The sequence below is a fragment of the Nonomuraea sp. PA05 genome (genome assembly GCF_008086045.1).
GTDB classification, from domain to species: domain Bacteria; phylum Actinomycetota; class Actinomycetes; order Streptosporangiales; family Streptosporangiaceae; genus Nonomuraea; species Nonomuraea monospora.
In genome coordinates, this window is the sequence record NZ_VSEY01000062.1 from 1 (window position 1) to 15998 (window position 15998).

The following is a 15998-nucleotide window of genomic DNA, read 5'->3' on the forward strand; positions in this document are numbered from 1 at the left end:
CTAGGCGTCGTCGTCGAGCGCGAAGCGCATGTATCGTTCCGCAGAACGGCGCACGGTGTCCGCCCCGTTGCTAGTGACCACCCGTCCCCAGAACGCGCCGTAGATGCGTTCGAAGGCGAACGGTTCGACCAGCGCGAGTGCGCGGCGGATGGTGCGCGGTCGCTCCGGGATGAAGTTGGGGATGCTGTACATGAAGCTGACCCACTCCCGGTCCATCACCACCATGAAGATGTCTCCGCTGAACAGCGCGCCGTGTCCGTCAGGGTCGTCACTCCAGTGCAGTACGGTGCCGCCGGCGAAATGCGTGCCCGCGTTGATCAGCGTCATGCCTGGCGCGAGCTGATGGGTGTCGCTCGTCCAGTACTCGATCAGCGGATCAGGCCGTCCGACCCAGTCGCGATCTGCGGCGTGAACGTACAGCGGGGCGTCGAAGGCCCGGCTCCACTCGGTCATCACACCGTAGAAGTGCGGATGGCTGACGGCGATCGCGCTGATCCCGCCTAGTTTCTCAACCTCGGCGGCAAGATCGTCATCGAGGTAGCCCACGCAATCCCACAGCACGTTGCCCGACGGTGAGCGGATCAACAGCGCACGCTGGCCGACAGCCACCGACGGCGTCGCCCCGACTCCGACCACTCCGGGCCCTTCCTCTTCGACCCGGCCGCGATGGCCACCAGCACGCAACTCGGCCAGCGAGGTCCACTGCTGGCCCTCCCAGCCAACGTACTGCCGCTTGTCCAGGCAGATCGGGCAATCAGCGCGTGGCTCCCCGTACTGCACCCCGCAGGTACGGCAGATCGGAAGCCGCGTGGCGGCCGTAGAGAGCATGTTAGGCATTTGCCTATATAGTCACATGGCGATTAATGTGTCAATGTGGAGGAGACGGAGGCCCGATGGGCCGAGATGCTGAAGGCATTGGGGCACCCGGTGAGATTGGGCATCATGCGTCGGCTGGCGGCCGCGCCCGAGACCTGCGCGTGCGACTTCAGCGACGTGTTCGGACTGAAGCAGCCCACCATCAGCCAGCACCTCAAGGTGCTCCGCGAAGCCGGTCTGGTCACCACACGCCGGCGCGGCACCCAGATCTGCTACTCAGTACACCCCGGCGCGCTCACCGAGCTCACCGACACCCTCGGCGCACTCACGGCCCATGCAGGTGCCGAGTGATCATCCAGCCAGGTCGTGCGGGTTGCCGGCGTGCGGGACGCTACCTGGCCGTGACGGGCAGGTGCCGAGGTCATGCGTCCCATGTATCACAGCAGCCCTCCAGAGAGGGCCTCGACCTAGGCACGCCGACGCGGTGCGTACACAGTTCCTCGGTGCCGCCGACGGCCAGGCAAACGCGCAGGCGCGGATGCGGCGGCCGATGGGCGGCGAGCGGCCCGACTCGCTGACGAACAGTCGATCTTCGGCTGGCTACTGTCGACTCAGATGACGCACACACCGGTACTTCGACGCATGCCTCATTGACAGCGCCCAGGTCAGGAGCAGCTCTTACTGCCATCTTCATTGCTTCCAGACACGGTGTTGTCTGATGCGCTTGCAGATGGCATAACGGCACGAGGCATGTCAACAGACCTGGCTGCCGGCCCGGTGCTGCTGGGGGCTTCGTTCGAGGAAACAGGGCGGGTGCTGGCGGCGTGGGGCGCGCCGTATCCGGGTGCGGAGCCGCTGGATTGGCGGCTGCTGGGATCGGGAGTTGACGTGCACGCGTTCTGCGGGTCCGCAGGAGTGGTGCAGACGGTCGAGATCTACCGAGATCTCGACGTGGAGCTGCGGGCGCACGTGTTCCTGCTTGGTGTGGATCTGTTCTCGACGCCTGCCGAGCAGGTGATCGCGGAACTGCGAGCCCGTTTCGACGTCGAGGTCGACCAGGGCGACTGCGGCTTGGTGGTGCCGGAGTTGTCCCGATCGGGGGTCCCGTATCCGGGGGCGGATCAGGAGACCGTCGACCGCTACACGTGTTTCGAGAGCGTCCTGATCGCGAGCCGGGGCTACTACGACCCGCCGCCCGGAACGGAGCATCATGAGCATGCCGGCACTCGACAGATCAACAGAGAAGTCACGCGCGGCTGCTGCAGAAGCCGAAGATCGCTTCCCTGGTGGAGCTGACCGGCCGATTCCTTCTCATCCGGGGTGATCTGCGGACGTACAAGATTCAGTGGGGTGCGGCCGGATCGGTGTTCCTGCCGTTCGAAGACGACGGGGGAACACTGCCGGTGATCCTTTCGAAGGCGTTCCTCCTGGCCGGCGACACGGCGATCACCGACCCGGTGATCACCCGGCAGCTCGGCCGGCCGGGTGTTTGCGGACAGGGGCACGGACGACCGGTCATGCGGCCGCACGGCTCCGAGGCGCGAGAGAGCCCACCGCTCCCAGCGCCGCGGCGCCCACGTAGGACCAGCCGATCAGTTCCAAGCTGCCGGAACAGTCGTGCGGCGCCGATGAGGCGAGCTGGGCGACCGGTTCGTACAGGGCGGGGACGAGGAGCACGACGGCGGCGGACAGTGCGGCCGGACCGGGCGCGAGCACGGCGCCGATGGCGGCCACGCCGACCCACACGCCGACGGCTTCGGCGGTGAAGAGGTGCATCTGGACCAGCGCCCAGGTGTCTTCCAGAGGCGCGTGGCAGCCGAGCACCTCGGTGGAGGAGAGGGGCATGGTGGCGGCGAGGTCACGACCGGCGGCGATGAACAGGACCGCCGTCCAGGCGGCGGCGTTCGCCCGCCTCGCCGGACGGCGCGGCCGCCGGTCCGCGCGGTCCAGGAGGCAGGCGGTCAGGGCGGCCGCGTAGCAGAGCAGCACCGGCCACTCACCGCGCTGTGACCCGCAGAGCGTGGTGTACGGGATGACGATGGTCAGCGCGCCCAGCACCAGCACGGCGGCCGACGCCGAGGCGCCGAGTACCGCGAACCGGCGCGGCAGCCACAGCGCGAGTAGCGCGAGCGCCACCGGAAGGAGCTCCGCGCTCCACCCGCCGAGTGTCCACACGACCGTCGCCAGCGCACTCGGCCTGGGTAACGCCTCAGAAAGCGGCGTATAAGCGAAATATCCGCAGCTCTCGCCGGGGATCAGCACCGAAAGAACGGCCGGTGTCACGGCTGCCGACACGGCCAGGAGGCGGAACATCAGGCGGCCTTTCGCCGAGCGCAAGTGATCATGTGCGGGCGAGGCTACCGCATCAGGCACCAGCCCGGTTCTCCGCTGAGGCATCGGCAGGCTCTTTGTGGCTCATCAAAACGGCGTATGACTATCTCGAAATGGTCACGGCCAGCCGGGAATAAGCTGGCAATAAATTCGCCTCCCGGGAAACACACCACTGCCAGGGAAAAGACCCGCCCCGAGCCACCGTTTTCAAAACGTTACCTTCCCCGGCCTCGCTCACTCCCCGCGCACGTGACCTTGCCGAATTCTCAGCACCCCCAGCTCGAGCCGACCATCCGAAGCCCCCGGGCGAGCAAGGTAAGCGCCCTAACCCAAATCCACCCAGGGTTGACAAGGGTTCGTGACGAGGTTCATGATCCCCGCAAATAGACAAACCGGGGATGACTTTCACAACGCCGGAGCCAGCGGATTCGCGCCCGGCGAAAAACTCAGTTCAATGATCATCGGCTGACGCCACGGCGCCCTTCGGCATGCCCTGGCCCAATTCCACCATGCCCTTTTCAAGGAGGCAGGCACGATCATGCGCAAATCCCGTCGATTACTGGGCGCCTTCCTGGTGCTCACCCTCGCCCTGAGCGGCAACGTGGTCCCCGCCAGGGCGGCCACACCGAGCCCGCCGCCGGGCGACGCGCGTAACGGATGGAAGCCGGACAGCGAGCGCGACTGGCTGGACGATCTGCAGGACTGGTTTACCGGGGGCGGCGGCGAGCAGGCGCCGGAGGCCAGGGATCTGGGGGTGAACGCGGTCCCCCGGAACGACGTGGAGCCGGCGGCGCGGAGGATCCCGCCGGTCAAGCGGGTCAAGGAGCTGGCGGGCAAGCGTTCCAAGCACGAGCGGACGTTCGTGCTGGAGGACGGCCGGCAGCAGGTCGAGGTGTCGGCGGCGCCGCTGAACTACCGTGACGAGTCCGGTGAGTGGCAGCCGATCTCGACGGAGATCTCGCCGACGGACCGGAAGGGGTTCGCGTACGGCAACCAGCGCAACGCCTTCAGCAGCTTCTTCGGCACAGAGCCCGCCTCGCTGCTGCGGGTGGAGCTGGACGACGTGGCGCTCACGCTCGGCGCCGACGGGGTCAAGCCCGGCAAGCCGAAGGTGAAGGACGACACCGCCACCTACGCCTACGAGGGCGGCGGGGCGCGGCTGGCGTACGAGGTGACGCCGGAGGGCGCCAAGGAGCAGATCGTCCTGGACGCCGCGCCCGAGCAGGCGCCCTCCTACACCTTCACCCTGAAGCCGGACGGGCTGCGGGCCTGGCAGCGGCCGGACGGGTCGATCGCGTTCTGCCGCGCCGACTTCGACGGCACGCCGGTGATGGAGATCCCCCGGCCGTACATGACGGACGCTCGCGACGACGCCTCCTCGCCGTACGGCAAGACGTACAGCGACAAGGTCCGGCAGGCCATGGTGTGGGACGCGGCGGCGGGGCTGCTGCGGATCACCGTGACGGCGGACCAGGCGTGGCTGGCCGATCCGGCGCGCCGGTACCCGGTGGTCATCGACCCGACGATCAAGATCGCGCCGACGCCGTCGGTCTCGCAGGACACGATGATCGTCTCCGACTCCCCCGGCACCAACTTCGACGGGAGCTGGCGCCTGTCCACCGGCACGTCGTCGGTGGGCGTGTCGCGGGCGCTGCTGAAGTTCCCGCTGACGGGGGTGCCGTCCGGCACGAAGATCGACTCGGCTCAGCTCCAGGTCTACTACGACCAGGACATCCAGACCAGCACCGGGGTGAGCAACAACGTCACCCTGGAGGCGCACCGCGCGACCGCCGCCTGGGACGAGACGACCGCCACCTGGAACTCGGCCAAGAACCTCACCGGCGAGCTGGGCGGCAACACCGAGGTCGTGGACGACGGCGACCCCGGCAAGACCGCGGCCACCGGTTCGTGGCCGGTCTCCACCAGCCCGCTGGCGGCCAACGCCGTCGGCGGCGACTACCTGTACAACAAGGACGCCGTCGCGGGCGACCGCCACACATGGGTGCCGCGCGTGACCGAGGACGGCGACTACCGGGTCGACGTGCACTACGTGGAGGCGGCCGACCGGGCCACGGCGGCGCCGTACACGGTCACCTACAACGGCGGCAGCAAGACGTACGCGGTGAACCAGAACGCGGCCTCCACCACGAACGGCGTGTGGAAGACGCTGGGCACCCACCCGTTCACCGCCGGCACCAACGGCAAGGTCGTGCTGGGCGACGGCCCCGCGTCCGCCTCCGTCGGCGTGATCGCCGACGCGGTGCGGCTGACCAAGGACGCGGTGCAGGTGAAACCTGCCTCGGCCAACGGCAGCCAGTGGCACTCGTTCTCGGTGCGCAACATCGTCCAGTCGTGGCTCGACGGCGCCAGCACGAACCACGGCTTCGTGCTGAAGGCGGCCGACGAGACCCTCGACAAGGGCGGGGTGCGCTACGAGGGCAGCCTCTACTCCTACGGCGGCGAGACCGCGACCTACCCGCGCCTGGTGCTGACGTACGGCCGCCAGGGCGTCACCGTCGATCCGCCGGCCACGATCCACGCCGCGGGCGCGGAGCTGTCCTGGCCCGCCTACCGGGACCCGTCGGACGCCGGGTCGGACGACCTCGCGGAGTACCAGGTGCACCGCAGCGTCTACCAGACGTTCACCCCGTCGGCGGCCACGCTGGTCTCGCCCGTGGCGGCGGGCACCACGCAGTTCACCGACACGACGGCCACGCCCACCCCGGCCGACTCGACCGACCCGTTCGGCCAGGTCTACTACTACATGGTCGCGGTGAAGACCAGGGACGGGCAGCTCGTGCCCGGGCCGACGGAGATCGCCGCGCTGCCGAAGGCGGGCAGGACCGTCAAGGTCTTCCAGGGCGGGACGGCGGACACGACGCTGTCCAGCAAGCAGCCCGACGTCAACCAGGACGTGCTGGCGGGCGCGCCGTGGCTGATGGTCGGCAACAACTCCGGCACGTACGGCACCACCCGGGCCGTGCTCAAGTTCCCCGGCGTCTCCGCCATCCCCCCGACAGCCCGGGTGCTGGACGCGTCGGTGGACCTGTGGGAAGTGACGATGATCGGGTCGGCCGCGGCCACGTACGAGCTGCGCGGCGTGAACACCGGCTTCGACGAGAAGAGCGCCACCTGGAACAAGGCCACCGCCTCCCAGGCGTGGACGACGGCGGGCGGCGACCACGCGAGCACGGTCACCAGCAGCTACGCCGGGCTCACCAACGACCCGTACAGGCGTTCCTTCAGCGCCACGCCGCTCGCGCAGAGCTGGGTCTCGACGCCCTCCGCCAACAACGGCGTGATGCTGAAGCTCGCGAACGAGACGTCCCCCGCCGAGCGGACCCTGTTCCTGTCGGACGAGGCGGCGGAGCCGCAGCTGCGGCCCCAGCTCCGGGTGACGTACCTGGAGAAGACCACCGAGAACACCTACTACGCACCCGACACGGCGCTGCGGATGGTCGAGGGCGGCCAGACCAGCACGCCGGTGACGCTCACCAACACGACCGCGGCGACGTGGAAGGCGTCGGACTACGTGCTGTCGTACCGCTGGGCGCAGCCGGACGGCACCGACGTGACCACGGCGGCGAACCAGGTGAAGACGGCGCTGCCCAAGGACCTGGCGCCGGGTGAGGCGATCACGGTCCAGGCGCAGGTCAGGGCGCCGGCGACGGCCGACGACAGCAGCAAGCGCAGCAGCTACCTGCTCCAGTCGGACCTGTACAACAGGACGACCAACGCGTGGTTGTCGGCCAGCGACGCGATCCCGGCGCTGACCCAGGCGGTGGCGGTGGACAAGCCCACCTCCGACCAGCTCGGGGTGGAGTCGTTCTACGAGTACGCGGGCGTCGAGACCGGCGCGGGCGGCTTCCTGCAGAACAACCTGTACGCGGGCAACGCCGTCTGGTCCTACAGCCCGTGGGCGCACCCCTCACGCGGCGACTTCGCGACCGTCGTCAACCTGTCCTACAACTCCAAGGACACCTCCAACAGCTCGATGGGCTTCGGCTGGTCGCTGCACGCCTCCATGCCGGTCCGGCTGGGCACGCCGCTGGACTTCCATCCGAACAAGACCCCGACCACGGTGACCATGACCGACGGGGACGGCACCGGCCACACCTTCACCTGGGACGACGCCGCGCAGCAGTGGATCAGCCCGAAGGGCGTGCACCTGTACCTGCAGCGGCTGGTGACGTGCGACAACAAGACCGAGGAGTCGCGCGCCTGGGTGATGACCGCGCCGGACCGCACGCAGTACTTCTTCGACTGCGACGGCTACATGTCGGCGACGCAGGACGGCAACGGCCTGGTCAACACCGCGTCGTTCACCTACGCCGCGCGCCGGTCGAACAACATGCCGACCAAGTTCCTGCAGTACGTCACCGATCCGGCCGGCCGTCAGACGCTGACCGTCGAGTACTACAAGAAGGGCGAGAACTACACCTGGATCAACGACGCGGGTGAGGAGGTCTACTGGGCCAACCTGGTCAACCCCAACATCATCGACCGGGTCAAGTCCCTCACCGACATCGAGGGTCGCAAGATCACCTTCATGTACACCAGCTGGGGCCTGATGGCCAAGATGGTGGACGGTGACGGGACTGCGGGCGCCAAGTCGTTCCGCTTCGACTACGACATGACGCAGGGCGTCAAGAACGCCAAGCTGGTCAGGGTCGTGGACCCGCGCGGACACGGCACCGGCGTGGCCTACTACTACCCGCGCGAGGGCGACGACCCGAAGTTCCACTGGTCGGCGCAGACCCTGACCGACCGGCTCGGCGGCACGACGTCGTTCGTGTACGTGGACCCCGACGGGCCGCAGGGCTCGACCCTCGACACGACGGTCACCGACGCGGAGAGCCACGCCACCGCCTACCACCTGGACGAGTTCGGGCGGCCCGTCCAGATCACGAACGCCAAGAGCCAGGTCACCAAGCTGGGCTGGGACGCCGACCACAACGTGATCCGCGAGGAGGAGAACAACGGCGCCGTCACCACCTCGGCCTACGACCCGCTGACCGGGGACCGGTTGTGGATCCGGGACGCGGAGGCGAACCTCAACGGCACGCCGGCGACCACGTACACCTACCAGAAGGGCCTGAACGGGCACATCGCCGACCTGACCGCCGAGACCAGCCCCGAGGGGCGGCGGGTCACCTTCACCTACGACCCGTGGGGCAACCTCGCCTCGGTCACCGACCCGGTCGGCAACACCACGGAGACCGCGGGCGACTACACCACCAGGTACGGCTACGACATCCTCGGGCAGGTCATCCACGCGACCGACGCGAACGGCAACCCCACCACGTTCGCCGACCACGACCCGACCGGCCAGCCGCGGATCATCACGGACGCGTACGGCGACTCCACCCGCCTCGGCTACGACCGGCGGGGCCTGACGCTGTCGGTGACCAACCCGCTGGGGACGGCGAGCACGCGCACGTACGACCTGTTCGGCCGCCCGCTGACCAGCACGGTGCCCAAGGACCGCGCCAGCGGAGAGAACATCGTCACACCGGCGCCCGTCTACGACGCCAACGACAACATCACCAAGGTCACCGCGCCCAACGGCGCCGTCACGACCTCCGAGTTCGACGCCGGCGACCGGCTCGCCTTCACCCTCGAACCCAAGGACGACCAGGACGGCGCGCCGGAGCGCAAGACCTCGTTCACCTACGACAAGGTCGGCAACCGGCTGACGGTCACCGAGCCGAACGGCAACCTGACCGCCACGGCCGGCGACTTCACCACCACCAAGTCCTTCGACGAGATCTACCAGCTCACCGGCATCACCGACGCCAAGGGCTACACCACCAGATACCTCTACGACGGCGTCGGCAACGTCACCTGGGTCATCGACCCGCGCAAGAACGCCACCCCTGACCCGCTGGACTACACGGTCAAGTTCGACTACGACCGCAACCGCCGGGTGACGCTGGAGACCGACGCGGGCGGCTACACCACCCGCGCGGGCTACGACCGCGACGGGTTGCGGACCACCACGACCGACCAGAACGGCAGCGTCTCCACCACGGTGTACGACGCCCGCGGCAAGGTCGTCGAGACCCGGGTGCCGCACGAGACGGTGGACGGGAACGTCAAGGAGACGACCACCCGGTTCGCCTACGACCAGGTCGGCAACCGGACCAGGACGATCAACCCGCGGGGCGTCGCCACCACCGACGACCCGGACGACTTCCTCACCGAGATCCGCTACGACAAGCTGAACCGGGCGATCGAGCAGGTCTACCCCTACGACAAGGACGACAACCAGGGCGCGCCGGACTACCCGTACCGCACGCCGCAGAGCGTGACGTACAAGTACGACTCGGCGTCGCGCCTGACCGAGGTGGCCCTGCCGCCGCCCGACCCCGATCACACCCCGAACGAGGACCACCGGGGCCGGATCGTCAGCAAGACCGAGTACTGGGACAACGGCTGGATCAGGAAGTCGATCGACCCGTTCGGCATCTCGGTCAGCTACGACTACAACGAGCTGGGCCAGCAGAGCGAGCGCAAGGTCAACGCGGCCGACGGCGCCCTGCAGCGGGCTCTGGAGTGGGGCTACCACCCCGACGGCAAGCTCAAGCACCACGCCGACCAGGGCGGCTCGTCCATGCCGCCGTACCCGAGCGTCAAGTCGTTCGACTACCTGTACGACCCGAACGGCAACCTCAAGCAGGTCACCGACAGCTCCTCGAACGCCACGATCGACCAGTGGGACCTCGAGTACGACGACCTCAACCAGATGGCGAAGGTCACCGAGCGCCTGGACGGCGCGCTCAAGAACACCACGACCTACGGCTACAACGAGATCGGCGGCCTGGTCCGCCGCGCCCACGACAAGACGATCGCCGACTACACCTACGACGCGCGCGACCTGCTCGAGACCGTGCGCAACGTCAGCAGCGCCACCGACCCCAGCCCCAGGCTGACCCGGTACGAGTACACCCCGCGCGGCGAGCGGAAGCGCGAGACCAAGTCCAACGGCAACGTCGCGACCTACGAGTACTACCTCGACGGGCTGCTGCGGCACTCGGCGGAGAAGAAGGCCGACGGGGCCGTGCAGTCGGAGCACACCCTGACCTACCAGGCCGACCTGCGGGTCTCCAAGGACCACACCAAAGTCCAGTGCGTCGAGTTCAGGTGCCTGTTCCCCGACGTGGAGAAGCAGTACACCCACGACCCGCGCAACCGGGTCACCAAGGTGGAGTACCTGGGCCAGGCGCGCAGCGAGGAGTACCAGTACGACGCCAACTCCAACGTCGTCATCCAGAGCGTCGCCGGCGAGTCGACCAACTTCCAGTACGACTGGAACCGGCTGGTCAAGAGCGGCGACCTGGCCGGCTACTCCGAGTACAACTACGACCCCTCGGGCCGCCTGTTCTCGGTGACCTCCGGCGAGGAGCAGACGCAGACCGGTCTGTACTACTACAACGCCTTCGACCAGATCACCCGCACCGAGCAGGTCGGGGTGGACGGGGTCGAGCGGGCCACCGACTACACCTACGACCCGCTGGGCCGCACGTCCTCCATGACCGACAACGACGGCGAGAAGACCACCTACTCCTACCTCGGCATGTCGGGTGAGGTGCTGGACGAGGAGGTCGGCGGCTCGATCACGCGCTCCTTCGAGTACTCGGCGTGGGACGAGCGGCTGTCCATGGCGAAGTTCAGCGGCGGAGCCGCCGAGCGCAGCGTCTACGGGTACGACCCGCAGGGCAACGTGGAGATCATCACCACGGACGCCGGCGACACGCGGGGCACCTACGGCTACAGCGTGTTCGGCTCGCTGGTGCCGGGGTCGGTCAGCGGGGTGGACACCCCCGACTCGGCCAACCCGTACAAGGAGCCGTACAACCCGTACTGGTTCGGGGCCAGGCGCTTCGACCAGCTCTCCTCCACCTACCAGATGGGGTCGCGCAACTACCTGCCGGGCAGTCACCAGTACCTCACCCCGAACTCCCGTCAGGACGCCGGGGCCGACCTGGGCCTCGGGCTCAACCCGGCGACGAGCAACCGCTACGGCTTCGCGGCGGGCCTGTCCATCGCGAACCTGCACTACACCGAGCCGATGGACTGGAAGCGAGCGCTCACGTCCTTCGGCGCCGGGCTGCTGGTCGGGCTGGGCGTCGGCGCGCTGGGCGCGCTGTGCCCCGAGACCGGCGGTCTGACCTGCGGGCTGGCGGTGGCGCTGGCCTCCGGAGCGGCGGCCTCCGCGACGAGCTACACCGTGGACGTCGCCATGGACCCGGCCAGGACCTTCGACGCCGGCGACTTCGCCCTGGAGACCGTCACCGGCGCCGCGCTCGGCGGCGCCGCCTTCGGTCTCGGCAGGCTCTTCCGGGGAGCGGGCAGCGTCGGCTGCGGGCCGGGCAACAGCTTCGTGCCGGGAACGATGGTCATGCTGGCCAACGGCACCACCAAGCCGATCGAGAAGGTCGAGGTGGGCGATGAGGTGCTGGCCGCCGACCCCGAGACCGGCAAGACCGAGGCCAAGCCCGTCACCGACGTGATCACGGGCGAGGGCGACAAGGAACTGGTCGACATCAAGGTCGACACCGACGGCGAGAAGGGGGACAAGACCGGCAAGGTCACCTCGACGGACAGCCATCCGTTCTGGGTGCGCGACCTGAACAAGTGGGTCCAGGCCGAGGACCTCCAGCCGGGGATGTGGCTGCGCACCTCCTCCGGGACGCACGTCCAGATCAAGGCGGTCAAGAAGCGGACGGCGCAGCAGCGGGTCCACAACCTGACCGTCGCCGGCCTGCACACCTACCACGTCCTGGCGGGCTCCGCCGCCGTACTGACCCACAACGCCGCCCGCCCGACACCGGCGACCTGCGGCGTCAAGATCAGTAAGGAACTCGCCAAGAATCTGCCCCCGGGACTCCGGGCGCGTTACCTGGCCTCCGCAGAAGCGGTCGAGGCCGCCGCGCTCCGGCTCGCCCAGAACCCGCAGGACATGCTGCGGTATCTCACCAGGAAGGAGTTCAAGGATTATCAGCGGCTGATCCGGATGAAGGACTTCGGTCAGGCGCGGCGTTACTTCGGGACGGCATTCCACCGGGCACTGGAGCGTGAACTCAACGCCACCGAACCCGGCCGGTGGGTGTACAAATCGAGCTGGGGCGTCGACCTCTACGACCGGCGGATCATGAACTGGGTGGAATTCACCACGGTCAAGGACCACGCCCGGCACCTCGCCCGGACCACTACCAACGTGTACAGTAAGGTGCCGTACGTGCTTTACAGCATAGGCCCCTTGCCCTCCTTCAGAAGATAGCCATTGACATCGGATACGCTCCCGGAGACGTCCGGGAGCGTATCCTTTGGCCACGTCATAAAGGAGCAGCCGTGGCAGCGAAAAACGAATTGAATCTGAACGCCGCCCAGCAGAACGGCGCCGACTATTCCGGCAAGCGTTTCTCGGTCATTTCCATCGCGAACGGCAGCCACCTCACCGACTGCGATTTCCGCGGCATTCACGCCACGAAAGGCTGCCTCGGCGCCGGCAAACGGCCCAGCGTCTTCACCGGCTGCGTGTTCGACGGCGGCACCCTCAAGGGCGACGGCCTCGACCCCGGCCGCGCCACCTTCGTCTCCTGCTCGTTCCTGGACGTGCGGCTGTCGCACCTCACCTTCATGGACGCCGAGTTCGTGGACTGCGTCTTCTCCGGGACCCTGGAGTCGGTGACCTTCTCCGCTGACCCCTGGGCGCGCGACGCCGAGCTGGGGCGCACGGTCAACAGGTACGAGGGCAACGACTTCAGCGCGGCGCGCCTGCGGGACGTCGACTTCCGCGGCGGGATCGACCTCGGCCTGCAACGGCTCCCCGAAGGGGACGACTACCTCGTCGTGCGTGACGCGGCAGCCGTCCTGAAGGCGGCGGTGCGGGAGATCGAGACGTGGGCGGACGCCAGTGAGCGCGAGGAGGCGCTGTCCACGATCGACACCCTGGAGTTCGACCTCCAAGGCGGTCAGCGGGACCTGTTCATGGACGCGGCGTTCGTGACCGACGGGTTGCCGCCGGAGGCGGCCGGGAAACTGCTGGCGGTCCTCCGGCGGTCGTAGCGCTACCCGGCCTCGCCCCTGGCCAGCGCGTCGACGAACGCCTCGGCCTCGGCGGGGCCGAGGCGCCTGCGGTCGCGTACCAGGAAGACGGCCGCCTTCCGCTGCCCCTCGGCCAGGAACTCGGTGACCGGGCCCGTCAGATCCTCCGGCCACCGGCCGGGGAAGTCAGGCAGGAGTTCGCCCCGGCGCAGGGTGCGGGCCGCGTCCAGCGCCTCCCGGCCGGAGACCTGCGCCTCCTCCTCCAGGACCTTGACCGCCTCGTCGAACCGCCCGGCCTCGATGAGGTCGTGCGCCTTGGCCTGGATCTCCACCGGAGTGAACAGCGGTATCTCGAACATGCCTGGATTGTAGAGATCAGCCGGACCGGCCGCCCTCAGGCCGTTACCCGCTCCACCGGGATCCACAGCTCCGCGTCCGCCTGACTTCCGTCCTCCGACACCCGCGTCACGGACATCTCAGGCCCGGGCCGGCTGCGGTACGGGTTGGCCGGGAACCACTGCGTGTAGACGTCCCGCCACAGGTGCTGCAACGCCTGCGGGAACGGCCCCGAGCTCTCGAACACCGCCCACGCCCCCGCCGGGACGGCCAGCGTGTCCAGGTCGCCGGGCACCTGCCCGCCCGTCACCACGCCGACCCAGTAGTCGAGCTCCACCCCTTCCTCGCGGGTGCCCGGCAGGTTGTCGCTCACGTTGACGATGCCGCGCGGCTCCTGGTCCGAAAGCCGCTCGATGCGGTCGAGCGCCTCCTGGCCGACACCGCGGACGAACGCCACGATGGCGGGGTTCATCCCCTCGTGCACCAACTGCACGCGCGCCTTGCGTCCCGCCAGGGTGAACGCCTGCTTCTCCACGATCCGATATCGCATGGTGCTGTTCCCTTCGACAATGAGGCGGAAGGACATGCGTGGCTGGGAGCGCAGCGCCGCGCCGGTGCGCCGGGCCTCGCCCGGCCCCACCCCGTGCACGGCGCGGAACGCCCGCGCGAACGCCTCGCCGGAGGCGTATCCGTGCCGGATCGCGATGTCGAGCAGCGGCTCCGAGCCGCCGACGACCTCGGCGCCCGCGACGGTGAGCCGCCGGCGGCGGACGTACTCCGAGAGCGGCATGCCGGCCAGCGCGGAGAACAGCCGCCGGAAGTGGTACTCCGACGTGACCGCGATCCGCGCCAGCTCGACGCCCTCGATCTGACGGTCGAGGTTGCGCTCGATGTACTCCAAGGCCGCGTTGAGCCCGTCCAGCACGCTTTCGCCCTTCCGTTTCGTTCTTGCCTCATCACCGTAGAGACGGACCATGCTGCCGTACCCGACAATCCATGCCCGATCCGGTCAGTTCGGAGCACGCCGCGGCGCCGCCTCCGTCACGGCGCCCACGCCGGGTTGGGCCGTCGCGGCGGCGGCGTGCCGCCGCTGCCCGGCCGGTGCTCGAAGTGCCACCACTCGTTGTCGTAGATGCGGTAGAGGTCGTAGCGGGCGCCGTGCTCCTCCAGCCAGCGCGCGCCCTCGTGCGGGCGCACGTCCAGCGCGACCCCTCTGACGTGCGGGGACTCCGCCGGCGGCAGGACGAGCATGCGGGCCAGGGCCGGGGAGCCGCAGCGGCGCACCTGCTCGTCGAACATCCGCTGCTGGACGACGGGGTCGCGGTAGCCCGAGGTGAGGCCGATGAGCTGGCCGTGCCGCCAGAGCGCCTCGGTGCGGGCCGCGGTGAACGCCGCCAGGGCCCCGTCGGTGAGCCCGGTGAGGTCCTCGGCGGGGAAGCGGAGCCGTAAGGCCCACGTGCAGGCCAGCTCGCGGGCGCGGCCGGGACGGCGGACGAACGCCGCGGGCAGCAGCAGCACGGCGAGCACCAGCGTGACCACGGCGAACAGGTGGTCCCGGGGCCGAGGCGGCAGGGTGCGTGGTTCGTTCATGCCGATTACGATTGGCGACGAATGTGCGTGCGTCGTCCGCCGCATGTCACCGTTCGTCGACGGCTGCAACCGTCGGCGTGCCGTGACACAACCATGACATGGCGCGGACGAGGCGAGGACACAGCCGGTCGATAGTGGATGGGGTCCGACCGGCGGGGGCGAGTTACGGAGCGTGCCGTGAAGCTTGGCAGCGTGTCACGAGTGTTGTTGATCGAGGACGATCCGGCCGTCCGGGAGGGGCTGGAGCTGGCCCTGCCGCGGCACGGGCACTCGGTGCGCGCCGTGGAGTCCGGCGAGCAGGGGCTGGAACGGCTGCGCGCCGACCTGCCCGACGTCGTCGTGCTCGACCTGATGCTGCCCGGCATGGACGGCTTCGAGGTCTGCCGGCGCATCCGCGCCGCCGGCGAGGTGCCGATCATCATGCTGACCGCGCGCGGCGACGACATGGACGTGGTGGCCGGGCTGGAGGCGGGCGCGGACGACTACGTCGTCAAGCCGGTGCAGCCCAGGGTGCTGGACGCGCGCATCCGCGCGGTGCTCAGGCGGATCGGCCGGGACCAGGCGGAGCTGGAGCGGCACGGCGACCTGACCATCGACCGGGCCGGGCTGGTGGTCTCCCTGCGCGGCGAGCCCGTCAGCCTCGCCCCCACCGAGCTGCGCCTGCTGCTGGAGCTCTCCGGCACGCCGGGCCGCGTGCACAGCCGCCAGCAGTTGCTGGAGTCGGTGTGGGAGCACGGCTACTTCGGCGACTCGCGGCTCGTGGACGCGTGCGTGCAGCGGCTGCGCGCCAAGATCGAGGACGACTCGGCGGCGCCCGTCTACGTGCAGACGGTACGCGGGTTCGGATACCGGTTCGGGCCGGTGTGAGCCGCCCG

Annotated in this window: 10 protein-coding genes; 5 read left to right on the plus strand and 5 right to left on the minus strand. The window is 69.0% G+C overall.

The window, feature by feature from the left end:
- Positions 1 to 837: an MBL fold metallo-hydrolase gene (locus FXF51_RS54570; RefSeq protein ID WP_148442790.1), complete on the minus strand. Its 837-nt coding sequence runs from the start codon at positions 835 to 837 to the stop codon at positions 1 to 3.
- 36 nt (positions 838 to 873) lie between these two features.
- Here FXF51_RS54570 and FXF51_RS54575 point away from each other — a divergent pair, with 36 nt between their 5' ends.
- Together FXF51_RS54575 and FXF51_RS54580 are read left to right on the plus strand one after the other, a co-directional pair.
- The gene (locus tag FXF51_RS54575; RefSeq protein WP_262380513.1) at positions 874 to 1167 is read left to right on the plus strand and encodes an ArsR/SmtB family transcription factor; all 294 of its coding nucleotides are present in this window, start codon (positions 874 to 876) and stop codon (positions 1165 to 1167) included.
- Positions 1168 to 1566: 399 nt separating this feature from the next.
- Positions 1567 to 2112 carry a hypothetical protein gene (locus tag FXF51_RS54580; protein ID WP_148442791.1) on the plus strand — a complete coding sequence of 182 codons (546 nt, stop codon included), beginning with the start codon at positions 1567 to 1569 and terminating at the stop codon, positions 2110 to 2112.
- A 219-nt stretch (positions 2113 to 2331) separates the two neighbouring features.
- On the opposite strand, the gene FXF51_RS61485 is transcribed toward FXF51_RS54580, so the two are convergent.
- Positions 2332 to 3129, minus strand: coding sequence for a hypothetical protein (locus FXF51_RS61485; protein WP_187415081.1), 798 nt, complete (start codon positions 3127 to 3129; stop codon positions 2332 to 2334).
- A 556-nt stretch (positions 3130 to 3685) separates the two neighbouring features.
- Here FXF51_RS61485 and FXF51_RS54590 point away from each other — a divergent pair.
- Both FXF51_RS54590 and FXF51_RS54595 read left to right on the plus strand, forming a co-directional pair.
- Entirely contained in the window at positions 3686 to 12430 is an 8745-nt protein-coding gene (locus FXF51_RS54590) for a DNRLRE domain-containing protein (RefSeq protein ID WP_148442792.1), read from the plus strand.
- Positions 12431 to 12501: 71 nt separating this feature from the next.
- Positions 12502 to 13218: a pentapeptide repeat-containing protein gene (locus tag FXF51_RS54595; RefSeq protein ID WP_148442793.1), complete on the plus strand. Its 717-nt coding sequence runs from the start codon at positions 12502 to 12504 to the stop codon at positions 13216 to 13218.
- Between the two features lie 2 nt (positions 13219 to 13220).
- Here FXF51_RS54595 and FXF51_RS54600 read toward each other — a convergent pair whose 3' ends face one another.
- From FXF51_RS54600 to vanY-N, 3 genes are all read right to left on the minus strand, one after another.
- Positions 13221 to 13556, minus strand: a complete 336-nt coding sequence (locus FXF51_RS54600) for a hypothetical protein (protein WP_148442794.1) — start codon at positions 13554 to 13556, stop codon at positions 13221 to 13223.
- A gap of 35 nt (positions 13557 to 13591) precedes the next feature.
- Positions 13592 to 14458 (minus strand): AraC family transcriptional regulator, encoded by an 867-nt coding sequence (locus tag FXF51_RS54605; RefSeq protein ID WP_148442795.1) that lies wholly within the window; start codon positions 14456 to 14458, stop codon positions 13592 to 13594.
- Between the two features lie 116 nt (positions 14459 to 14574).
- A complete protein-coding gene (gene vanY-N / locus FXF51_RS54610; protein WP_148442796.1) occupies positions 14575 to 15123 on the minus strand; it encodes a D,D-peptidase/D,D-carboxypeptidase VanY-N in 549 nt (182 codons plus the stop codon).
- A gap of 192 nt (positions 15124 to 15315) precedes the next feature.
- Between vanY-N and FXF51_RS54615 the strand changes: the two genes are divergently transcribed.
- Positions 15316 to 15990, plus strand: coding sequence for a response regulator transcription factor (locus FXF51_RS54615; RefSeq protein WP_187415082.1), 675 nt, complete (start codon positions 15316 to 15318; stop codon positions 15988 to 15990).
- The last annotated feature ends 8 nt before the right edge of the window (positions 15991 to 15998 follow it).

Bases quoted from the DNA above. Each gene is read 5' to 3' on its own strand.
- FXF51_RS54570 (WP_148442790.1), bottom strand. From the start codon at position 837: ATGCCTAACATGCTCTCTACGGCCGCCACGCGGCTTCCGATCTGCCGT.
- vanY-N (WP_148442796.1), bottom strand. From the start codon at position 15,123: ATGAACGAACCACGCACCCTGCCGCCTCGGCCCCGGGACCACCTGTTC.
- FXF51_RS61485 (WP_187415081.1), bottom strand. From the start codon at position 3,129: ATGTTCCGCCTCCTGGCCGTGTCGGCAGCCGTGACACCGGCCGTTCTT.
- FXF51_RS54590 (WP_148442792.1), top strand. From the start codon at position 3,686: ATGCGCAAATCCCGTCGATTACTGGGCGCCTTCCTGGTGCTCACCCTC.
- FXF51_RS54580 (WP_148442791.1), top strand. From the start codon at position 1,567: ATGTCAACAGACCTGGCTGCCGGCCCGGTGCTGCTGGGGGCTTCGTTC.
- FXF51_RS54600 (WP_148442794.1), bottom strand. From the start codon at position 13,556: ATGTTCGAGATACCGCTGTTCACTCCGGTGGAGATCCAGGCCAAGGCG.